The organism is Bacillus sp. GS3m_15504 (assembly GCF_055825275.1).
In genome coordinates, this window is sequence record NZ_JBVVNL010000002.1 from 432,460 (window position 1) to 455,339 (window position 22,880).

Genomic DNA, 22,880 nt, shown 5'->3' on the forward strand with positions numbered 1-22,880 from the left:
ACAAACATTCAATTACATGTTAATTTTAGATTTCATGTGAATTACTGAATTCATAGGGATTTGCATACATATTAGCGAAATAATAACTAACATGTTAATCTCAGTTCACATGTTAATTCCAAATTGAGTGTTCATGAGTTGATTTTTAAGGAGGTTGTTACAATGATTGAACAAAAAAACGAATCACAAGACCATCAAATTAACGATGATGACATATTAGATGATAATATTTTTGAAAAAGCATGGCGAATAACTGAATTCTCTAAACTAGTTGGACGTCATCACAATACCGTTTATAATTGGTTCAATATTTTAGAGGAAAAAGGGCTCCACGAAACGTTAAGAACCCAAAATACAAATGAAAAACTCTATAATGCATTAGATCTTGAAATTGCTCTATTTATTAAACAAAAAAGGGATGAGAAATGGTCTTTAGATGCAATTATTGACCTATTACCACATCAATTCGATTTGAGACCTGTATCACCAGAAAATCAATCAAATGAAGTATCTACTGAAATAAACCTTCAGGCTACTGCAGAAATCATTGAAAAAATGGTAACCAAACAGGTAGAAGAAAAAATAAAACACATTGAGTCTCGTTACGAAGAGAGGGTAGACAGTATACTTAAACAGCTACCACAACCAGAAGATGCAGAAACCATAAAATTACGTCAGCGCCAAGATAGACTTGATAATTTCATTATTGAGCATAGGGCACGTCAGGAACTAAGAAAACAGGCAGAAGGCCTGTGGAATAGTAAAGCTGAAGAGGAACGTACCAGAAAGGTAGGATGGTTTAAAAAAGAGGAAGATTTGGGTAAAAAACAACTTTTCATTGAACAGTATGTACAGGATAATATAATTGATTATATAAAATCTCTTATGAATTCTGTGGAATAACAAAAAAAGTCTGGAACTTAGTCCAGACTTTTTTATTATTTTGTAGTACCAAACATCTTATCTGGATCTAGAAAATCTGATAAATCTTCATCTTCATTCGCTCCAGCATTATTTTCTTCGTCACTACCCATATCGATAAAATCTCCAAATGCAAAACCTAAATCCTCTTCCTCATCAATACTCTCGATAGTACTAATTTGAGACTTTGTAAACTGAATCTGGCTTTGTCTTTCTTTAAACTCATTAAATTCTTCAACTAATCCTTTAGATAGTCTCGATGGTAATGCATCAGTTTTATAGAACGTATATACACTTCCTAAGAAATCATTTTTACTCACCAAATATCCGTTAAAAACTGTACCGTTTATAGGTAGATTATTTGAAACTTCTACCTTAGCATCATCCATAAAGGAATCATTAATATTTTTTTGCTCATCTAAGATAGCAAGCATACCAAAATGATGTACTTTTGACGCTTCTACAGAACCGTCGTTATTCTTCTTCATCAAATCAATTGGGGGATGGAAAGAGCTACCTCTTAATGATTCTTGGAACATCTCTATAATTGCATGGCTATTTTCTATCTGGTTCATATTACGTGAAACCTTATTAATTACTAAACAGCCCGTTTTCTCAAGTAAAATACGCTTAAAGTCTTGAGAATCGAGTATTACAGATGTACCCGATCCATTGGCAGCGGTATTTAGCTCATGAATAATTTCACTAATGCGTTGATTTGCATAATCCCGTGAATTGGCGATACCTTTTTTCTCATTTTCATTTAATTCCTTAAATTCATCGTAGAAGTGCTGATTATCAGCAAATACTACAAAGGCTACACCTTTGGATTTATCATTTGCTAATTTCCAAATCTCCTGTGAAAATTTATTTACTTGTCGTAATACATCTGGCCCATCTGCTCGAACGGGAAGTGTTACGACAATCCCCATTTTAATAAAATCTTTGCGCTCAATAGCATTTTCAAAGGCAATTCTCGCAAACTTTGCTTGATTTGCTTTGATTTCAGACATTGGATATTGCTGCGCAACTTTTTGTAATTCTTGTCTGATAACTGGTTTGTTATGAAAAGCCGAAAATTCTTCAATAGCTTTAATGATTGTAGAAGTTCCTGTTCCTCCACCTAAACCCGCAAAGAATAGAACAAGTTCATCAGAAGGTCTTACACGTTCAGTAATAAATTCTTTTAATTTTTCTTTTGCTTCCTCATTTGAATCAAGAACCTTTACCGCACGCTCCGGGTTCTTACCTAAACCACCTAATTTAAGTGAAACTTGATTACTTTTTGGTACATTTTTTAATTCAGCTAGATCTCCATCATTACTATTTAGTGCTAAGCAATTATATACTGCTGTGCCATCTGTATGTGTATATTCTGCAAATTTATCTACCATTCTAGTACCAGCTTGACCAAATCCAACCATTGTCATTTTAACTGCTACTTCATTTTTCAAGAAGTTTTTTGCCATTATTTTATCTCTCCTTATTTACCTTTTTTCTTTTCCCTAACTCAATAAGTACTTGTTGCCCTCTATAAGTTGAGATTAAAAATTTATATGGATGCATAGTCTTTTCAAAGATTAAAGACATTGATGATAGTGTACTCACACTTATTTCGGCTGAACGTCTAGATATATTTGTACGTTCAACTTCTAATGAATAGGATTTACCTTTTTTCTTCTTTACTCTCCTATCAATAACTACATTTTCCACTATTTCATTAATCGATATGCCCCTCATGTACTTTGTCTCTTGAAATTGTTTATTTACTACGTTTCCTATGTATAGAAATACACTGTAGAGTATTTCATCTTGTTCAAGTATATCAGCAAACATGTTTACTACCTCATCTGCAAACTTGATTGTTTGATATTTTTCACTTAAAACCTCGTTCAAGTTGTCCCCCCCTTAAAGCATTGGTTAATTATTCCTAGAAACATAGTACATCATTACACGTTGTATATCAAGTCATTATAAATAAAACTTATATATAGGTCTTATATATAAGACTTATATATATTAAATCGTAAATAATCTATGTTTTATGAGGCTTTTTATATACAGCGTATATATAACGCGTATACATGTTATATCAATCTTAAATTTCATATGATTTACATTTTAATTAATGGTAATAAAACACTATAGAAAAAATTGATAAAAACACATGAAAAATCAATCCTTTTTATTAACATGAAACTCACAAAAATATGTATACGACTTATATATAAATCTTATATATAAGTCGTATACATAAACGCTGTTATAACAACAATAATTTAAATTTTATTTACAACAATTATATAATATTATTTTATATAAGCTGTATAAATAAGTTTTATATATAATCCTTACTTATACAGCTTATATAAATCGCATCTAAAATATTCAATATCCAAGCACCTACTATCATACGCGTGTCTATATTTTACTAAAGAGATTTCATGAAGATCTTATAACAATTCACACTAAGTTTTTTTATTACTTAATTGGTTTGAAGGGATCTATCTCTTATAAGGACGATAATTGTTAATGTTATGTTAATGCGCTGTTCTTTACCTAGTACTTGTTAGTTCACATGAATGGATATGTTAACAGAAACAAATATGCTCTGAGCCTCATTTAAATACAATTCCTTGTCAATTTCAGTCATTCTTAGAAAGCCATTTGGAGAGGCTGTTAATTTCATATGAACACCAGAAATCTTATGAAATTATAATTAACATGTTACAAAGAAAGTCCAAGGTTAAGCTGATTGATGCAATAGTTCTTGAGATTCCTGTAAATAATTTTTTAAACTAAGATATTCTAATAGTATTATATTAAAAAATTGCATCACTGCTATGAAAAAGGAACATTTATGTATATGGAATTATTAACAGTAAGTTCTTATCTTATTAACATCAAAGTGATACTTACATTACACTAAAAGTCTTATTAATTTAGTAGGAATGATGATAGCAATTAGAACTTCACATAAAATTAACAACTAATTAATTTCATGTGAATGGAACCTTTTTGTTAAGCACATGTAGACATACTCATTAATTTTTTGTCTAAATAAATTTATAATTTTATAAGCTAGAACACGTAAAAGAATAAGTTAAATTTTCACACTGAATCTGTAACAAACGTAAGAGAGGGCACTTCAACAAAAAGTTTACTTTCTAAAAAATATAGGAAAAGCTACTTTTTGTTATCAAAAGCCTCTTTATAATTCTTAAGTAATTGTAATCAATCAGAATGTTATTATACCTATCTAATAAATGTTAGGACGTCATAACATTATTTTATTAACGAAATTTCATTATAACTATTGTTAGATGGCTAGTAGTATATCGGCCTAACAACATGAGAGGTTTAATAGATGCATATACCCCCATAATTTTCAACTGATTTATAAGAATAGTTACCATCCCAACTCTGGTGTACAAAATTGGGTATCTCTGAAAAACAAAACCTCTTATTCATGTTTTCTTATTTTACAATCACCATATCAATGTAATAGTATATTAAAAATGATAATTATCTAATTTAAGTCTAATTCAATATAAGAGGTGTATACTTTGTCCAGAGAAGTGTATAAATATAAACGACCAGGTACTAAAAAACATTTTCACTTAAAAGAAGCAGACGTTTTTATGTTAACAGTTTTATATTACAAAAGAGCCCTTACAACACGACAAATCACAATGTTATATAGTGCATTTGAGGGAAGGGAATGTTCTGAAGCTAGCATATTTACAAAGCTTGACCGATATTCACAATACGGGGCTATGCTAACTAAAAAAATAGATAAAAGGGATGACAGCATTACAAAACGCGCCTTATTTTCCTTAAAAGAAAAAACAATTGAATTCTTAATTGAGATAGGGAGAATTCCCCAAAAAAGTTCCAAAAGAAGGTACTCACGAGCAACTTCTTTTCACACAGTATGTTCACGTGAAGTCATTATCCGTACTCTTCTAGCGACTACAAAGAAAATACAAACCAATGAAGTATTATATAAAATGGATATTCGTTCTTTTTACCAGAAACAAAATATGAAAATTGAGGATGGCCAGTTGCCTTTAATTCCTGACGAACATATTTCATATCAAGGTAAAAATATCTATATCGAGATGGATATGTGTAAAGAAACGAATACTACCTTAGTTGAAAAAGTAGGTAAGTACATTGAATTCGCACAAAAAACGAATGAGAATATAACCGTTGTTTTTGTTATGTACGATAAATCTATGTTCCTTGCTGAAGATACTGAACCACCATACGTGCGTATGAAAAATCTATTATTTTCTATACGGAAATATCATGAAATTTTAATTAATCTACCCAATCTACATGTACACGTCTGCTCCCTTAAAAATGCTGGAGATGTAATTTCAGATATCATCCTTGGAAAAGATGATAATCAAAACTTCGAACAAGATATTCTTTTATCTTTATCCCAACGTACAGTAGGAGATGCCGATTGGCGTTACGTATTTGTTGAAAAGGTTCAGACGTTCAAAGAAGCAATAGATGGAGGACTTCGACGAACTTATAGGAGAGATAAAGATGTTATCCAAGATTTCTTCTTTATTTTCGGAAATGAAAATGATTACCGGATGATTGCTAGACTAGACGATGTCGTATTTTCAAGAAAAGAAGGGGACGAAGGCGTTCCACTTGTTGTTATTTATCCTAAACGTGAAAAACCTAGAGATATTCTTTTAATGAACACTTATGACAACGTACTACTACTATCCTTACAAAATGAAAGTGTTACTATAGACGCGGATGAACAGATCATGGTACGTACTGCAAATAACATTCATCCGAAAAGACGTAGGCTTGTAGAATTATATTAATTCATTATTTTTATATATCACTATATGATTTTATTGATTTTTATTATTTAAGGTGTTAGAATAACATTTGAACATATAATGAACATAACAATCAAATCAGAACATATGAAATTAAGGCAAGCGACACACGCTGTTTTTACAGTGGGTGTCGCTTGTCTTTTTTTATATGGAGAAAGGTGGAAAATGAAAATGAATTTACAATTTGCAACAACAACGAATGAGGGAGTGCTCTCTGCAAGAGAAGCGTTTAAGAATCCAGAACTTGTACTTAAACATATTACAGAAGAGGGTGCAACGTTTAATGTTTCTCTACAAGATATCAAAATTCCAGGAAAACCAAATTACTTTTGGTACGATGTCATAATTGAAACAGCAACGAATAAAAAAATAGAGGTGAATATTGCAGTACTTTCTCAAGAAGAATACGATCAACTATGTGAAAGAAGTAGTATTGATTTATATTTAAAACAAACCGAAGATGCGGCAAAGTTCTTTTTAGAAAAATCAAAAGAACAATTTAAACAAGAATTCAATAATCGCTTCACATTCCATCATAAAATTCAAATATATCTGTAAGATGTAGGTGAGTTTCTATGGGGACACTCAAACAACGATTACCGTTATTTACTACGCTCACCTTAATTAGCGGATTTCTTCTTTCATTTGGATTCGGTCTGGTAAACTACATAAAGTTACTCTACTATGCATTTGAACCACCGTCTTATCCTATAGAAATTACATATATACCGCTTATTTTAATGTTCTTCTCTTTGCTATTAGGAGAATTTAGCTTTAGGTTTTACAGCCGTATTCCTACTTTACATGTTAAAAATGGAAATTTATTAATTTTAATTGCCTCTCACATTGCAGTTGATATCCAATTTTTATGGTTTGCAACTGCTCCGATCCATGCAAAGGTTATTCCTTATCTAGCGGATAAATCAAAACATCTTAATTTTGGTGAGTATGAAGCCTTAGGTCATGTCTTAACAGGCAATTTTCACACACTCACTATGATTTTTGTATTTTTACCAACAGTATTTATGATTTTGTTTACACTTTGGTATAGTGGGCATATTGTTCGTTACCGAGAAGAGATATTACAGTGGGTACAAAAATACGAATATAAAAATTACAAATTACAAAAATGGTTTAATAGCCAAGAAGAACAAATATATCCTGATGTAGAAATTGGACCGCATATTGAACATAAAGAAATGGTCCGAATTAAAGGGAAAGATAGAACGTTGAATGGTATCATTATTGGGCCAATTGGTTCTGGTAAAACATCAAGTTTAATTATTCCTATGATAAATCAAGATTTACACTGGATGGTGCGTTTCATAAATAAGTTTGAAACTGCTTATAAAAGGAATGATTATGATACAGAAGTCGTAAAAGGAACATTTTTAAATGGTGTCACTGTTATTGAACCCAGTAATGATTTATGTCAAAAAGTATTTAAATTGGTACAAGCACATAAGATCCCAGCAAGCTCGGTTTATTACATTGATCCAACTAATCCTGATACAAAAAATATAAACATCCTGCGGGGACCAGTTGATAAAGTAGCAGAGGTTTTCGCAATGGTTATTCAAGGTTTGTCTGAATCTAACAATGCATTCTTTGAACAAGCTCAACGTAACCACTTTAAACAACATATCTATTTATTAAAGCTTCACAACCCGCAAAAAGATGTCACCTTCGACGATTTGATTGAGATGTATGACGATGTAGAACGTGTTCACCGTATGCATAAACTATTAAAAGTACAGGTCGAAAAGTTATATGATTTTGTTCAAAGTGGCGCTGCTTCACGTGACCAAAAAAATGAATATAAAATTATAAAAGGTATTGATGAATGGTTTGATAATACCATTCGTGAAAAGATGGATTTTCAAGGTGAACCAGCGGTTTATAAATCAGGAAAATACCGCGGACAACCAATGCATTATGACAGAGAAGAAGAATATGTAAAAGGTTTACGCAACATATTAAAAGATCTAGCTTCAAACGTTTTAATACGACGTGTTTTATTTGGAAAATCTGATTTTGATTTCGATGTCCATTTAGAGCAGGGTGGCATTCTACTTGTTAATACTGCAAAAGGGGAATTAGCAGACCTTTCTAACGTATTAGGAAAATTTGTATTGCTGAGTATGCAGAATGCGGTATTCCGTAGAGAACCAAACGTCTCACCTTACCATCACATAATTGTCGATGAGTTCCCGGATTATGTTGTGCGGCCGTTTAAAGAATTCCCTGCACAATCTCGTAAATATAAAGTAATTTTAACAATCGCTAGCCAAACGCTATCGCAATTAGCTCTTGACTTTACAGAACAATACATGTTTACTTTATTAGGTTCATTCCGTAACAAAATGATATTTGGAGATGTAACACCATATGATGCAAAAATTTTCTCTGACATGTTTGGTGAGAAAGAGGAATTTAAAGAGGCGGAATCCGAACAGGGCATTTCTCCTATGCAAGAGAATCCAGTTAGTCGACTAGGATCAACCTATCAAAAAACGAAAGAAGTTGTTATGTCACCAGGAGATATCATGGCACAAGGTGCATTCATCTGTGCTGTTCGTATCGTACAAGATAATCATGTGCAACCTGTACAACAAATCACAAGTAACTTTGTATCAAAAGAAGAATTCGCCCAAGCAATCATTCAAGTAGATACAAAAACGGGTGAATATTGGGAAAATGAGCGTCTTCGCCTTATTAATGAATCTATCGAAAAAGCAAACCCTATGAAGCATGTAAATGCAGGAAACATGAAGAAAATACAACCATTACCACCTATACGAGAAGGTGAGATTGAACAGAATACCTCCATAGAAACAAACGAGGAGCATCAACACATTGTATCATTGGAGGATTATAAGGGACAAAAGTCTCAAAATGAAACCTTACCTAATGATTCCGCAGCAATAGGCCAGCAGGGAAATGTCAATGATGAAATTGAAAATAAGTTGTATGAAGATATTAAGGAATTTATTATCGAATCACAACAAGTCTCGCCATCTCTTCTGCAAAGAAAATTCAAGATTAGCTATATGAAATCTATGCAATATATTGAGAAGTTAGAAGAAAATCTAGTTGTAAGTTCTTACACAGGGGATGGTCCTCGTAAAGTATTAATTTCAAATAATAGTAGTACACCAGAAGAAACAAGTGTTAATACTACTCATTCATCTGACAATTCTATTTCACCGGAAGTAGCACTTCCAATTGAAGGCGAGGGAATCGAACAAAAGGAAACAAGCTCCTTTAAGGATATTCTATACGACGATGTTTTAAGTTTTGTGAAGGGATCGGGAAGTATCTCTATCTCTGTACTACAAGACACGTTTAAAATTAGTTATACACGTGCATCAAGATTAATAGATGCCCTACAACGAAATGGTGAACTGCCTGTTATAGCAGAAGAAACACATGTAGAAATCAACACGGTTCCAGTTGAAGAAATGCTTAATCATACCGAAGAAAACAAGCTAGATGAAGATGTAGCAAAAGTTTACGAATCTATTAGTATTACGGTTCAAGAAAACTTAGAAAAAAATAGAGAAAATCATTCGAAAAATGATGAGAAGCAACCAGAATATAAACCTATGAGTTACAAAGAACGCCAAGAGCCGTTAAAATCTCAGCAAAAAAATAAGAATAACACTTCACAGTCGCTGCTTAATAAAATTGAGAAACCAAAGCAAAAAACATCGAACGTAATGAGTAAGGAATTGAACAATTTCTTTGATTAATGGTTTGTAAACCTTAAATTAAATCTAGTATTGGTATCGCCAGCATTTCGGAAAAAACCACGCTAAGCAAAAAATACACTAAGCCGCCCATAAAAAATGCACCCCAATTGTTAGACACAATTGGGGTGCATTTTTTATGGGAAAGTTTTCTCCTAAAGAAAAGCTACAGATAGTAAAACAATATTTTAATGGAGTAGATGGTGGGAAAAGGATTGCAAAATCCCTAGGAATTCATTCTAGTGTGATTTATCAGTGGGTTAAACAATATGAAGCATTTTTGGAAAAAGCTTTTGAAAAATACTATACAACTTATTCACTTCAATATAAACTAGGTGTGCTTAATTATATGGATACACAAGGGAAATCTATTAGAGAAACAGCGGCAATTTTTAATATTTCCTCTCACGAAGTACTTCGTAGATGGAAAATAGCTTATGATTCAAATCGTGTGGATGCCCTACGTCCAGGGAGGAAGGGGCGTCCAGCTATGAAAAATAAGAAGGTTAGGGTACAACCGAAAAAATATCCATTGCTAATTGAAAGGTCTATAGAGGCACTACAAGCAGAAAATGAACGTTTACGTATGGAAAATGATTATTTAAAAAAGTTAAATGCCTTAGTTCAGAAAAAGAACAAATCACAGATTAAGACAGTGCGGAAGTAATTTATGAATTAAGGCATAAATACAAGGTCGTTGACCTTGTGAAATTCGCTAATATCGCTCGTAGTACGTACTATTACTGGATGAAACAAGCGAAACGTCCAGATAAATATAAGAAAGTCAAAGAATTAATGAAAGAGATCTTTAGTGAGAATTTTGGGAGATATGATTATCGTCGTATCACATTAGAATTACGTAATCGAGGTTATGTTTTAAATCATAAAACTGTGCGACGTTTAATGAATGTCCTGGGATTAAAATGTCTTGTTCGATTAAAAAAATATCGTTTGTATAAAGGGGCTGTCAGGAAATTGGCTCCTAATATTTTAAAGCGTAATTTTCACGCATCAAAACCAAATGAAAAATGGGTAACAGATGTGACAGAGTTCCACTTACATGGTAAAAAACTATACCTATCACCCATTTTAGACTTATATAATGGAGAAATTATAGCTTACAATATAGAACATAGACCTGCCTATTCCCATGTCTCTAAAATGTTAAATAAGGCATTTCAACGTTTGAATGATAAGGAAACTCCTATTTTACACTCGGATCAAGGTTGGCATTATCAAATGCGACAATATCATCAGTCGTTTAAAAAACATAACGTTCTCCAAAGTATGTCCCGTAAGGGAAATTGCTTAGATAATGCAGTCATGGAAAATTTCTTTGGCTTATTAAAGTCTGAATTACTTTATCTTAAAGAATTTGATAGTATGGAACACTTTAAAATAGAATTAGAAAATTATATTCATTACTACAATAACAAAAGAATTAAAACAAAACTAAAAGGATTGCCTCCTGTGCAATACAGAGTTCAATCCTCATTAGCTGCTTAAGATATTTGTCTAACTTTTTGGGTTCAGTTCATTTGGACGGCCTTTTATTTTGCATCAATAATATCAATAAATTTCAACGTCATATTATTGTAAAATGCATCAGTACAAAGTATTGATTTATTCAGCGGATCAATATCAACGACAGTCATATAGTTAGTGAGTAAAAAACCGCCTTCGTAATATGTAATCAATATTTCTTCTTCAGAAAATAATGAACATAATAGCATATTCTCAATACGTTCTTGTTCATCCTGGGTTAATGTAGGGCGTTCTACTTTTGCCTTATCTTTAATAATCTCACGGATACCCGCGAATTGCTCCGGCATCGCTGCGAATGGAGTCCATTTAACCATTCCTCTTCCCTTTGGCATATTAGCGTTGTTCATGCTTTATGGCCCCCTAACAATGTGTTTCTGTATCTGGCTGTTGCACTATTTGTATACGAAATTCCTCGTAATATGCTGTTCTTTCCAAATTTAGTGCGTATTTCGTCCATTACTTTAGTTAGTTTCATTTCTTTTTCGCGTTGTATTACATTATCGAATAGTGAGATTTGTTCTTCACCTTCATTGATTAAGTTAGTTAAAGAAACATTGATGGTTCTAATGGGTTCCCCAGTATAGAACTCGTGTAAAAAATATGTACAAATCTTATAAATATCCATTGTTAAATTGGTTGGTCGGTTCATAGTGTGAGTTTTTCTGAAACCACCAGCGTAATTTTTGCTGTAACCAATAGAAAAATGGATAGTTTGAGCTAGTTTGTTTTGCCTTCGCATCCGGTAACAAACTTCCTCGATATGCTCCAGTAGAATAATTGAGAATTCCTCTATAGTGTAATCACGCATAAGTATTTGGCTTTTACCAATAGAAGTAGTTGCTGGAACATATTTTTCTGATATACGGCTAAAATCAATGCCGTTGCTATGTAAGTGTAGTTCTTCGCCAATGACCCCAAAGCTTTGTTTTAAATATTTGAGTGGATATTGTGCCAAGTCTCCGATTGAATGAATTCCTTTTCGGTTTAACTTCGCTTCTGTTTTACCCGAAATTCCCCAAAACTTGCTAAGCGGTCGTATTGGCCATAATTTTATGGGTACATCTTCGTACTTCCAGTATGCTATGCAATCTTTCGTTTTCTTCGCTTCCACATCTAAGGCAACCTTGCTCATTAAAGGGTTTGGACCAATTCCTATCGTGCATTCGATTCGAGTCTTCGCGTATATTTCACGCTTGAATTTCAATGCGAATTCATATGGATCGTTTGCAAACAAATGAATACTATCCGTAATATCCATAAAGAACTCATCGATTGAATATTGGTGGAAATCCTCAACTGGCACGTATTGTAGAGCCAACTTAGTGATGAAATTAGAGCATTTTATGTAAGTGCTCATAATTGGATTTACCACAAGGATATCTTTACGATGTGGTATTTCATACAATCTCGCCATTTTCTTAACGCCTAATGCTTTTAATGGTGGAGTTGCAGCCAAAACAATTGAACCACTCCTATTCACATCACCAACTACAGCTAATTTAGTATGAAAAGGGTCTAATCCCATTTTGATGCACGATACGCTGGCATAGAACGAACGAAGATCTACACATAAAACAATTCGATTTGGCAATATTGAATAGTCATACACCGTTATTCCCCCTAAATAACAGAACGTTAGTTCTTATTATATACGAATGTATGTTCTTTTATGAAGAGGTTTTTTCAAAAAAATAAAATCGAATCAATATGGTCGGTTTTGAGTCAGTTATTTTTCTAATCAAATCAGTGCCCTATCCAATTTCATCCGTTGTAGCGTTATGCGGTGGTTTGTTCATTATGGTTGGTAGCTGGGAAGGGGATTCTCATTAATAAATCGTGCAGGGATTGGTTATATAGTGCTTCAATATGCGCTTACTTTTTGAAATTGCTAAAGTTATATGGTTATATCAGTTAATAATTGTAAAAAAATATAAATTCCTTCTTTTTCTAATTTAAAAATAGTTATATAATGATTCTCGGAATAATATTATTGACGTTTAAAATTAAGGGGAGAGAATAGAAATGAAAAAAATAATAATTTCTGGTGTATGTGTAGCAGTATTCGGTACAACTTTTTTTGCGAATAACTCTATGGCTGAGACATCAGGTAGTATCACAAACCAGGAAATACAAGCAGCGAGTACTCAAACTAGTAAATTTATAGATGTGCCCGATTGGAGTTGGGCATATAATGAAATTAACTACATGGTTGACCACAATATAATGTTGGGATACCACAATGGTTATTTTGGAGCTTTAGAAGAAATAACGCGTGAAGAATTAGCGGCATTCTTATATAGAACGGTGAAAATTCCCGATCGTGATATGTCACAACCGCTTCCTTTCAATGATATAAATGATTCAATGTTTAAAAAGGAAATTGCAGCAGGATTAAAAAGTGGTATTTTCTTTCCCGCGTCTGACGGTCGTTTTAACCCAAATAGAACTGTAACCCGAGCAGAACTTGCTCAAACTTTCAAAAACGCTTTTGGGTTAAACAAGAAGTTTGATTATCAATTTAACGATACACAAGGACACTGGGCCAATGAAGCCATAGAAACTTTGTATAGTAACGGTATTACTGGTGGTGTAGGTAACAATAACTTTAATCCAGACGGTACAGTAACGCGTGAACAATTAGCGGTATTCCTATATAGAGCTATTCCAGTGTCTATCAAAGAATTACGAGATAACGCTAAGTAAAAATAATTAAAAGACTGACTCTTATGAGTCGGTTTTTTTCTTTGCAGTTTTTTAACTGCTGGTTCTATCATATTCGTTATGGCGTTATGCGGCGGGCTATTCATGATGGTGGGTAGTCAGGAACGGGGATTCTCGCTAATAAGTCGTGCAGGGATTGGCTATATTGTCGTCCAAATGCTTCCGTTATTTATGAGACTGCTTGTTGAGATTGCTAAAGCTATTTAGTCCTCTTTGTATTGCTTCCTCATTTACAACAATTTCCTAACAATTATGAAATACAATATATAAATATAAAAATATAAAAATTGTATTTATTTAGGTTATTATATGTTAAAATTAAATATAAAGATTTTAATATATAATGAGCCAATATCAGAAATATCCAATGAATTTTGAGAGGTGTTATATGTTTACAAATAAGAAATTAATTCAAACTGGCCTAACGTTATTTGTGTTTTTAAGTATAATTAATTTTACAATCGGTTATTTTCAAGGATATCTTGAATCGGCAGCAGGTATTAAATGGGTAATGCCAGAAATTTGGAAAACTATTTTGATAGATGCTCCTCAAAGTATACTTGTTCTTTTAGGTGCAGTCGCTTTGTATGATTTCACAAAAGAGACATCAAAAAAAGATGCATCAATCTAATCATGTCTTTCTTCAATTAAAAATTTCATGATAGTAATCTTAAAAAAAAGCCCTAATCAGGGCTTTTTTTCTTTGCAGGAATTTCCTAACCATCATGGAATACTGTCACTAGGAGGTGTTGTGACGCTATGACGGACGCAATTGTTTATTCTGCTAGTGAAGTATACAAACGACTAGGAATAAGTGATAGCACCCTTAGAAAGTATATGGAAGTACTGTCGCGCGAGGGATTCGCAGTGAAGAAGGATAATCGTGACAGACGCCAATACACAGACAGTGACATTATGGTGATTGAGAAGTTAATTGAACTGAGTAAGCATGACGGTATGACGCTAGAAAAGGCAGCAAAGATGATTGCACAGCAAATAGAGAAGGTTAATCCGGATCTGATTCAAGAAGAGTCTGAGGAAACGGATTTAGTGCCATTCCACATTAAGCAGCAATTACAGGAACAGTACAGCGTTATGGCGCAAGAAATGAATCAGAGTATGTTAGCGATGGAGAAGCGATTGATTGAGCAGACAAAGCAGAATAACGAGGAAATCAAAGCAAGTGTAGAAGCGCATAATGAACGAGTGGAAAAACGATTGGAAGCAAGGGATGAAACCCTTATGAAGACACTACGTGAGATGCAGGAGTTTCGGTATGAGGTTGCTGCTGCGAAAGAGAAGCAGCCGTGGTGGAAGTTCTTGTGAGTATACTTACACAAACTACGGAGAAGTAGAATTTTATTAATACATGTAAACGAAGAAAAAGAGGGGAACAATTTATGGGGAAATTGTTTGTAGATAAGAATATAAGTATAACTGATGATTATACTGATGAGGATTATGATACTGTAGGTGAAAATTTATATGCATATAACGTAGATGCAACGAAAGGATTACTTACAAAGCCAGAGTCAGATATTCATTTGTTTTTAAAAGATAAATCAGGAAAGGTTGTAGGCGGAATCTGTTGCGAAACATACTCTTATTGTTTATATATTGATATGTTTTGGGTATCAGAAAAATATAGAAACAAAGGCTATGGTAAGTTGTTAATTAATGAAGCGGAGCGTATTGGAAAAAAGGCAGGATGTACTTTTGCACATACTTCAACCTTTAGTTATCAATCTCCTCATTTTTATAAGAATATGGGTTATGAAGTTTTTGGGGTTATTGAAGATTACCCAGAAGACATAAAGCAGTTTTTCCTCAAGAAGAAACTATAGGAAATCAAATTTGCAGTAGCGAAAGAGAAGCAGCCGTGGTGGAAGTTCTTGTGAAGGATTTTGAATAAACTAAGCAAAAGTAGAAAAGTATACATTTCTACTTTGTCGGAAGATGTATTTATTATTGTATTTTTAACATAAAGGGGTATCGCCACATCACCATCAAGCTAAGAAAACAAATACCCCTAAATGAGAAAAATCGATATAACTCTTGTTTTGGTGCATATTCATAAAAAGCACGTTATCCTTTCTCATTAACATAAGAGAATAGTAACATGCTTTTAATTTCAAAAATAGTCTAAATCCTTAAGTTGATGGTTGTGGGGCAGGAACCCAATAAGAACGGTATCTAAGGTTGTATGAGATGTGTTAGTTCCATTCCAAAGGCCGCAGCCGACGATTATTAACTCAAGTACCGGTTTCTGATGACCCCCATGTGATGAAGTTCGTGTCCTGCGATGCCGTACGCTAGGGCGCGCGCCGTAATGCTTAGGTTGTTGGCTGTGCCCTTGCGGGTCCACGCCTCCGCCGGTAGCCCGCGTAGCAATGTGATTGTTGATTGCCTTACGGCCCGGTAGTCTTCGGCCAATTGCGCGGTTGTCCAGCTTCCGAAAGGAGGCATGAACAATTCCTGATTGAAACCGGTCAGAGGCGTCTGGTCCCCTCTTGCGAACCGGAGCAGGCGGTAGGTCATGACGCGTTCCGCGTCTGCAATGTGGCCCACGACTTCTTTCAGCGTCCATTTTCCTTCCGCATACCGATATACGGCCTGGCTTTCGGTCAACGATGCCAGAAACTCGTTCATTTGCTTTTCCTGGGCGAGCAGAATGGCGATGATGTTACCGTCCGGCACCAAACGGATATATACGCCGGAGCCCCCGGCGTATTCTTCTTCTGACGGTCTTTGATTCATGCGTAGTCACCTCTTTATGTAGATATAGAAAATTATAGCATTCGTCTATGTCTAATAAATTCGCGAAATGATAGAACTTCCCTTCTAATAATTGAGGATAAGCAACTATTTAGTTGATCGATCGCCACACTATCCTGATTCGTTAGCACAATAAGCAATGCTAATCAATAATGTATAAAAATTATCTGTTATACAATATTTCGAAGGTATTAATATATAAAGATAATACCTTCTTTTTTAATTTTAAAATGAATTTCCAATTATATTTTGGAATGAACCTGAGTAAAACACACTAGTCTAACTACTTTTTTATACAAGATTTTATGCAAAAAAGAATAGCGAAGATCCCTAGAATCCCCGCTATATCAATGATGTATAAAATCTCGTATAAGAGATAGATAGACATCAGACAATAAATCTAGTAAAAACAAGGATTCTATGAAAAACTTGCTACCAATAACGGTAGCGAAGAAAAAGGTGTCCCCTTACTCTCAGAAGCGATTCGCCTTTTTTTCTATGACTCTATGCACCTTTTTATACATTCCAATTTTAGAGCGATTTTTGGCTTACCTATAGTTCCCTATGTCTCCCTATTTTTTTTCATAAAACTTTGTATACTCTTAGCGTGTTTTTTCCGAAATACTAGCGGTACCCCTAGTAAGGCTGCATTCTAGATATTGATTTAACCTATAGCAAACTTATGATTTTAAAATTATTCTTGCATTTGAGTAGAAATACCATTATATTTGTATTAATAACTATATAAATAAAACATAATTTACGTGAAGGACACACCTTACGTACCATCCCAACGGTACAGGTGTGTCCTTTTTTACGTTCTAGGAGGAAAATATAATGGCAGAAGATAAGACAACCACTCAAACTGTAGAAGAACTTGGAATGACTTTTGAAACAGAGAACCCACAAGGTGACACGATGTTAGAAACAAACTTTAATCAATTTGAGCGAGTACGTGATCATGAACTAGAGGAATTAGCCCGTATGAAACGTGAGCGTACTGTAGGAAAAGGCTTGATTACAGTCGTATCCGAAAAGCTATTCCCGACTAAAAACGGAAAGTCTGAGCGTATACAAGTACTAACAATGCAAATTGGTACTCATACAACAGCATATTGCCCCATTACAGAGGCAGGTATAAATGTTCCTAAAAATCCTCAATGGTTAGTTGGTAGAACAAAGCCTTTAATCATTGAACACTTCCAGAAAACGGAGGAAGGCAACTTTGCTGTTGTATCTATCACAGCAGGGGAATTAGCACTTCAAAAAAGATTATATGAAGAAGTAACAGCGCAAGAAGGAAATAAGGTGTACACAGGAACCGTTTCTGGACATATACCATCTGCACAAACTGTTCTAGTTGAAGTTCAAGGTATAATAGTAGGAGTAAGGTATTCCCAATGGTCACACTCATTTGTACGTCCGGAGGATATTGTGATTGGCGATGTTATAGAACTTATCATTGATAAAGTAGTAGAAAAGAATGGTCGTTATGAATTTAGAGGAAATAAAAAGAAATTAGAAACAGATCCAATGGACAAACTATTAGAACTAAAAAAACGTCATGACCGCTTTGTAGGTAAAATAGTAGGGATAGATGCAATTGCTGGTATTTTCGTAGAAGTTGCGCCAGGTATTCAATTTAAAGGACTAAAGAGTCGTAATCTTACCAACCCAACTGCGGAAGATGCAATAAACCAAACCATTGTTACATGCGAGCTGCTTAATATTGATGCCAAAAATAGAAGAGGAACTGTGCGTATTCTAAATTACCCGCAAGGACAAAGTAAAAAATCTAATTCGTCAATTTACCAATTTTAATGGATGACTATGCGTACAATAGAAAAACAATTGTCTACGTATGTACCATCTATTCCTCATTTATCAAATGAGGATGTACAGGGACTTCAAATATATCGAATACATGACCTGGATAAATCCTTTGTATTCCATTCTTATGAGGAATTAGTTAAGTTTAAGCAGCGTTTGACACAAGAACAGTATGCCATACTCACTTTTATTGGTGTTCATACATCTGTTCGATTCAATCATTTATTATATTTATTCAAGAACAAATATTCACGTAAGAAAATAAATGATGCACTTCAAGGATTACTTTACTATCGTCTAATTGAAAAATGGCAAGTTGAGAGTTTTGATATGGAGATCTTTGAAGAAACATATACGTTATCCGATAATGGTTATAAGCTCTTAAAATACTGGAAAGGCAATATGTTCTTCTTTGCTCCAGAGCGTCTTGATAATCATGGTAAATATGTTCATCTGCGCTATTGGCATGATATAGACCTACTTTGCCATCTGCGTTATGCTCCTTCCTTTATAGGGCATATTATGCATCCATCCATTAGTAAAGGGGTTTTTACCCCTCCTTTAGGTTTTGCTGCGCAGGGCGGAGTAAATCAAGAATTTAATTTTGTTATATACTCCACCTTATTAACAGATAAAAAGGATCATTTAAGACAAATTATCGCTAGATGGAAAGATTTCGTAGAATCAGGTAAGGATGTTATCATGAAAGGTTTAGGGAATAACCCCACAATCCTAGTTATTTATGTTTCTACTGAAAAACAAGCAAAACAAATTAATAATGATCTACTACTCGATTTAATTCCTGGTAAAGTATTGTTATGTATAGGAGAAACATTACATTTAGAAGGATTACAACATGCTTTTTATCAGCCTCTTGCAGAGGGAGAGATTAAGCAATTAAACACAAAGCTATTCACAATAAACTAAGCCACTCTTACAAGCTATTGCTTTCTTTTAAAGGGTGGCTTGTTTGTTATATAAAAAGCACAAAATATTCAAAAACAATTTAAGAAAACTAATTATCCTGTGTCTACCTCTATACAAAGTACGGGTTTTACGAAATAATACTATTTGATGCCGATTTTAATAAAAACGACATATATAAATGTTGTTATTATTGAAATAAAATATACAAGAAAGGAGTAATACATTGCTACGCATACAAAGAGGGTACATGTACGATCCGGATGATAATGAAGTAATTGTAAATGAAATTTTCTACGATGCGGCTTCAGATAAAAAGCTAGGAAGTAAGATGGGGGTATTTTGTGCAGTAAAGCTACCTACTTCTATTTTTCAAAAGGTTAAAAAAAATGAAAGTAAGTCCTATATGGAAAATATTGAAGTTGAAAAAGGAACTATTAGAGAAATACTTTTTTATTTAGACCAAAATCAAAAACCAGAAAAACTATATTTTGAAATGCAGTACATGAATTGACACTCCCACGGCTAAAGCCATATGCTGACTAACGTCAGTGGGATTCTTGCTACCAAAGGCGAAGTCTATTTCTAGTATCGCTGATGTGCAAGATTGCGGTGTGCCATCACCACTCCGTATCCAGTGCATATAGCAGATACGGCACTCGTTCTATTACCAAACGAGTCAGATTGTGAGTTCTCAAATGTGTTTTAGCGTCTTGTGCTTGACCATTCAATACATTTTACGGAGTAGAAGAATTTGTTACTCCAACCTCATATGTATTCTGTTTTTAGAGAACAAGATTGTTTTAGAGACTTTTACTTGCCTATTATGAAAATCATACCATTTCAAATGCTTGATGTACAGAACGTACCTTCGGTATTTTATCTGTACATCGCATTTGACCTCACTCTCATCCCACCCTTAAAAGGGGTAATATCGCACCATAGTAGGATTTCCCGTTCGGAAAATCTGTAATACCAAGAACCGAAAATAAAAGGGGATCTATAGCAGGAGAAACAGGGGCATTATTATTTAATATATATAACAACTGCATATAAAACCGCTGCTTATATTCGTTTAATTAAAACAATTGAATACAATATAAAAATAGTTTAATATAAACGTATATTTATTGTTTAATTGATTCCGTTTATTCCCACGCCTTATGAGTTGTGGTTGAGTTGTAGAAGCAAGTTGTGTTCTTGTTTCAATTGTGAAAGGGCTTCTTTGAGCCGATTAATGTATATAGTTTATTTTGCTATGCACATTTTCAATCGACTTAAAGAAGCCCTTTTTATGTTGTCTTTAAGTTAGGAATCACTTATAAATAGACCTTTTGGGCTAATAATATGCTAAACAAAAAAGCACATATATTGTGCTTTTTTGTTTAATTTAGAGGAGAGATAATATGAAAACGTGAGAGTGATTTGTGCTCATATTTCTTATGAAACAGTAGGTTTTTATTTAAAGAAAACGTACCTGCTTGCGATTGTTTGGAATAATTGAACTATCAAAATTAAATACAATCGAACAAACTAAAGTCATCCATAATGGATAGGAAACATTAAGCTTATTACAGGATATCTGTAATAAGCTTAAAACTACTGGCAGTCCTTACACTCTTCTAAGAATAGTAAAATAAAGAATGTGAAGAATGAATTCGTAGCCTAAATCATTAGTATTGTTAAGACTTTTTGAATTCAAAACTAAAAAAAGATATTAAATACCAATTTATAGTAGACTGGAGAAAGAATGGCATATAAAAATTAGAAACTAGAGAATTTTTATAAAAATAAGGTACTCGTTGCAATGCTAAAAGCACAAAGAATTAGAAAACGAAAAATGAGAGGAGCACTATAATATGATTACAGTTAACCGAGGATATATGTATGATCCAGATGATAATGAGGTCTTAATTACCGAAATTTATTATGAAACTGCTACCAATACAAAGTTAGGAAGTAAGATGAGAAGTTTATCTTACACAGTTATTCCTAATGAAATTAAAGAAAAAATAGAAGCAGCTGCTTCATTATCTTATATGGAAAACATTGAGGTGTCTCAACAATTTGCTGTTGTATATCAAGATGAAATTAACATGTATGGAAAACCGGAAAAATTGTACTTTGAATATACAAATATGTAAGAAGCGAAAAGACATTGAACTAATTGGTTCAATGTCTTTTTTATCATTTTAGCCAAGAAGACTCCTTCCTCAAGGAACGTGAAGTGAGTAGTTGGGAGATGAATTGGCTTCGAACAAGGGATGGCAGGAAGCCATCTTACTTGTTCGACATATAGAAAGTGTTACTTCACCATATACCGAATGTATGTTTGGTGTATAATAGTCATATACCGAAATGGAGGTGAATCAAATGATAATTAATAAATCCTTTAAGTTTCGTATCTATCCAAATCAAGCACAAGCAATTCTAATTAATAAAACAATAGGTTGTTCTCGCTTTGTATTCAATCATTTCCAATCCCTATGGGATTACACATATAAAGAAACTGGAAAAGGTTTAACATATGGTACATGCTCTGCCAAACTTCCTGCCATGAAGAAAGAGTTTGTTTGGCTCAAAGAAGTGGATAGTATTGCGATTCAGTCGTCTGTTCGCAACCTTGCGGATGCGTATACACGATTTTTCAAAAAACAAAATAGTGTCCCGCGTTTCAAATCCAAGAAAAATAACGTACAATCTTATACCACAAAACAAACAAATGAAAACATTGCCGTTGTAGGAAACAAAATAAAATTGCCAAAACTAGGTCTTGTTCGATTTGCCAAAAGTCATGAAATAACGGGACGTATTGTAAATGCTACAGTTAGACGAAACCCTTCTGGTAGATATTTTGTGTCACTATTAGTTGAAACAGAAGTACAAGAACTTCCGAAAACACATTCTTACATTGGGATAGATGTAGGACTCAAAGATTTCGCCATTTTGTTAGATGGAACCCCCTATGAAAATTCGAAGTTTTTCCAATCATTAGAAGATAAGTTGGCGAAAGCACAGCGTGTTCTTTCTAGAAGAATGAAAGGATCTTCTCGTTGGAATAAACAACGAGTAAAAATAGCTAGAATTCATGAATACATATCAAATGCTAGAAAAAATTACTTAGACAAAATCTCAACTGAAATCATCAAAAACCACGATGTTATCGGTATAGAGGATTTGCAAGTATCAAATATGTTAACAAATCGTAAGTTAGCAAAAGCAATTAGTGAGGTATCTTGGTCACAGTTTCGAACCATGTTGGAATATAAAGCAAAATGGTATGGCAAACAAGTCATTGTCGTATCGAAAACATTTGCTTCGAGCCAATTATGTTCTTGTTGTGGATATCAAAACAAAGACGTTAAAAATCTAAACCTACGTAAATGGGACTGTCCTTCTTGTCGTACACACCATGACAGGGATATTAACGCAAGTATCAATATAAAGAATGAAGCCATAAGGCTTCTAACCGCAGGGACTGCGGGGTTAGCCTAATCAATTAGAGTTCGATAGAACTCTTTACTTAGGAATCCCTCACTTCTAAACG

Annotated in this window: 19 protein-coding genes and 2 pseudogenes; 16 read left to right on the forward strand and 5 right to left on the reverse strand. The window is 33.7% G+C overall.

What is annotated here, in order from left to right; translation table 11 throughout:
* Positions 1-162: 162 nt before the first annotated feature.
* A complete protein-coding gene (locus AC0L0O_RS21450) occupies positions 163-903 on the forward strand; it encodes a MerR family transcriptional regulator (protein WP_283730821.1) in 741 nt (246 codons plus the stop codon).
* Between the two features lie 35 nt (positions 904-938).
* Here the strand turns inward: AC0L0O_RS21450 and AC0L0O_RS21455 are convergent, their stop codons facing one another.
* Together AC0L0O_RS21455 and AC0L0O_RS21460 are read right to left on the reverse strand one after the other, a co-directional pair.
* Positions 939-2,390 (reverse strand): FtsZ/tubulin family protein, encoded by a 1,452-nt coding sequence (locus AC0L0O_RS21455; protein ID WP_001097033.1) that lies wholly within the window; start codon positions 2,388-2,390, stop codon positions 939-941.
* Positions 2,391-2,394: 4 nt separating this feature from the next.
* Positions 2,395-2,817 (reverse strand): hypothetical protein, encoded by a 423-nt coding sequence (locus tag AC0L0O_RS21460; RefSeq protein WP_001006727.1) that lies wholly within the window; start codon positions 2,815-2,817, stop codon positions 2,395-2,397.
* A 1,670-nt stretch (positions 2,818-4,487) separates the two neighbouring features.
* On the opposite strand from AC0L0O_RS21460, the gene AC0L0O_RS21465 reads away from it, so the two are divergent.
* The 4 genes and pseudogenes from AC0L0O_RS21465 to AC0L0O_RS21480 all read left to right on the forward strand — a co-directional run bounded on the left by AC0L0O_RS21465 (position 4,488) and on the right by AC0L0O_RS21480 (position 11,044).
* Positions 4,488-5,771, forward strand: coding sequence for a replication-relaxation family protein (locus tag AC0L0O_RS21465; RefSeq protein ID WP_000085845.1), 1,284 nt, complete (start codon positions 4,488-4,490; stop codon positions 5,769-5,771).
* A gap of 105 nt (positions 5,772-5,876) precedes the next feature.
* Positions 5,877-6,347: a hypothetical protein gene (locus tag AC0L0O_RS21470; RefSeq protein WP_003290860.1), complete on the forward strand. Its 471-nt coding sequence runs from the start codon at positions 5,877-5,879 to the stop codon at positions 6,345-6,347.
* Positions 6,348-6,364: 17 nt separating this feature from the next.
* Complete coding sequence (locus AC0L0O_RS21475; RefSeq protein WP_473786093.1) at positions 6,365-9,541, forward strand: DNA translocase FtsK; 3,177 nt, start codon at positions 6,365-6,367, stop codon at positions 9,539-9,541.
* Positions 9,542-9,677: 136 nt separating this feature from the next.
* A pseudogene (locus AC0L0O_RS21480) lies at positions 9,678-11,044 on the forward strand (IS3 family transposase).
* A gap of 44 nt (positions 11,045-11,088) precedes the next feature.
* On the opposite strand, the gene AC0L0O_RS21485 reads toward AC0L0O_RS21480, so the two are convergent.
* Positions 11,089-11,430, reverse strand: a complete 342-nt coding sequence (locus AC0L0O_RS21485) for a YolD-like family protein (RefSeq protein ID WP_001057800.1) — start codon at positions 11,428-11,430, stop codon at positions 11,089-11,091.
* Positions 11,427-12,692 carry a Y-family DNA polymerase gene (locus AC0L0O_RS21490; RefSeq protein WP_473786094.1) on the reverse strand — a complete coding sequence of 422 codons (1,266 nt, stop codon included), beginning with the start codon at positions 12,690-12,692 and terminating at the stop codon, positions 11,427-11,429. Before AC0L0O_RS21490 ends, AC0L0O_RS21485 begins: the two co-directional genes overlap by 4 nt.
* Positions 12,693-12,778: 86 nt before the next feature.
* Here AC0L0O_RS21490 and AC0L0O_RS21495 point away from each other — a divergent pair.
* The 6 genes and pseudogenes from AC0L0O_RS21495 to AC0L0O_RS21520 form a co-directional block, all read left to right on the forward strand.
* Positions 12,779-13,039 (forward strand): annotated as a pseudogene (locus AC0L0O_RS21495) (hypothetical protein); the annotation flags it as partial.
* A gap of 66 nt (positions 13,040-13,105) precedes the next feature.
* Positions 13,106-13,786 (forward strand): S-layer homology domain-containing protein, encoded by a 681-nt coding sequence (locus AC0L0O_RS21500; protein WP_000720261.1) that lies wholly within the window; start codon positions 13,106-13,108, stop codon positions 13,784-13,786.
* Between the two features lie 102 nt (positions 13,787-13,888).
* A complete protein-coding gene (locus AC0L0O_RS21505; protein WP_000989380.1) occupies positions 13,889-14,011 on the forward strand; it encodes a hypothetical protein in 123 nt (40 codons plus the stop codon).
* A gap of 160 nt (positions 14,012-14,171) precedes the next feature.
* The gene (locus AC0L0O_RS21510; protein WP_033704364.1) at positions 14,172-14,435 is read left to right on the forward strand and encodes a DUF3937 family protein; all 264 of its coding nucleotides are present in this window, start codon (positions 14,172-14,174) and stop codon (positions 14,433-14,435) included.
* A gap of 128 nt (positions 14,436-14,563) precedes the next feature.
* The gene (locus AC0L0O_RS21515) at positions 14,564-15,130 is read left to right on the forward strand and encodes a MerR family transcriptional regulator (protein ID WP_000128649.1); all 567 of its coding nucleotides are present in this window, start codon (positions 14,564-14,566) and stop codon (positions 15,128-15,130) included.
* Positions 15,131-15,204: 74 nt separating this feature from the next.
* On the forward strand, positions 15,205-15,648 hold the full coding sequence (locus AC0L0O_RS21520) for a GNAT family N-acetyltransferase (RefSeq protein WP_000517096.1): 444 nt from the start codon (positions 15,205-15,207) through the stop codon (positions 15,646-15,648).
* Positions 15,649-16,051: 403 nt separating this feature from the next.
* Here the strand turns inward: AC0L0O_RS21520 and AC0L0O_RS21525 are convergent, their stop codons facing one another.
* Entirely contained in the window at positions 16,052-16,561 is a 510-nt protein-coding gene (locus AC0L0O_RS21525) for a DinB family protein (protein WP_001076292.1), read from the reverse strand.
* 855 nt (positions 16,562-17,416) lie between these two features.
* On the opposite strand from AC0L0O_RS21525, the gene AC0L0O_RS21530 reads away from it, so the two are divergent.
* From AC0L0O_RS21530 to tnpB, 5 genes are all read left to right on the forward strand, one after another.
* The gene (locus AC0L0O_RS21530) at positions 17,417-18,400 is read left to right on the forward strand and encodes an RNA-binding protein (RefSeq protein WP_326042857.1); all 984 of its coding nucleotides are present in this window, start codon (positions 17,417-17,419) and stop codon (positions 18,398-18,400) included.
* A 9-nt stretch (positions 18,401-18,409) separates the two neighbouring features.
* Positions 18,410-19,336, forward strand: coding sequence for a hypothetical protein (locus AC0L0O_RS21535; protein ID WP_473786095.1), 927 nt, complete (start codon positions 18,410-18,412; stop codon positions 19,334-19,336).
* Between the two features lie 223 nt (positions 19,337-19,559).
* Positions 19,560-19,847, forward strand: coding sequence for a hypothetical protein (locus tag AC0L0O_RS21540; RefSeq protein ID WP_071758069.1), 288 nt, complete (start codon positions 19,560-19,562; stop codon positions 19,845-19,847).
* A 1,345-nt stretch (positions 19,848-21,192) separates the two neighbouring features.
* The gene (locus AC0L0O_RS21545) at positions 21,193-21,477 is read left to right on the forward strand and encodes a hypothetical protein (protein ID WP_048530089.1); all 285 of its coding nucleotides are present in this window, start codon (positions 21,193-21,195) and stop codon (positions 21,475-21,477) included.
* Positions 21,478-21,706: 229 nt separating this feature from the next.
* On the forward strand, positions 21,707-22,828 hold the full coding sequence (gene tnpB, locus AC0L0O_RS21550) for an IS200/IS605 family element RNA-guided endonuclease TnpB (RefSeq protein ID WP_473786096.1): 1,122 nt from the start codon (positions 21,707-21,709) through the stop codon (positions 22,826-22,828).
* Positions 22,829-22,880: the final 52 nt, after the last annotated feature.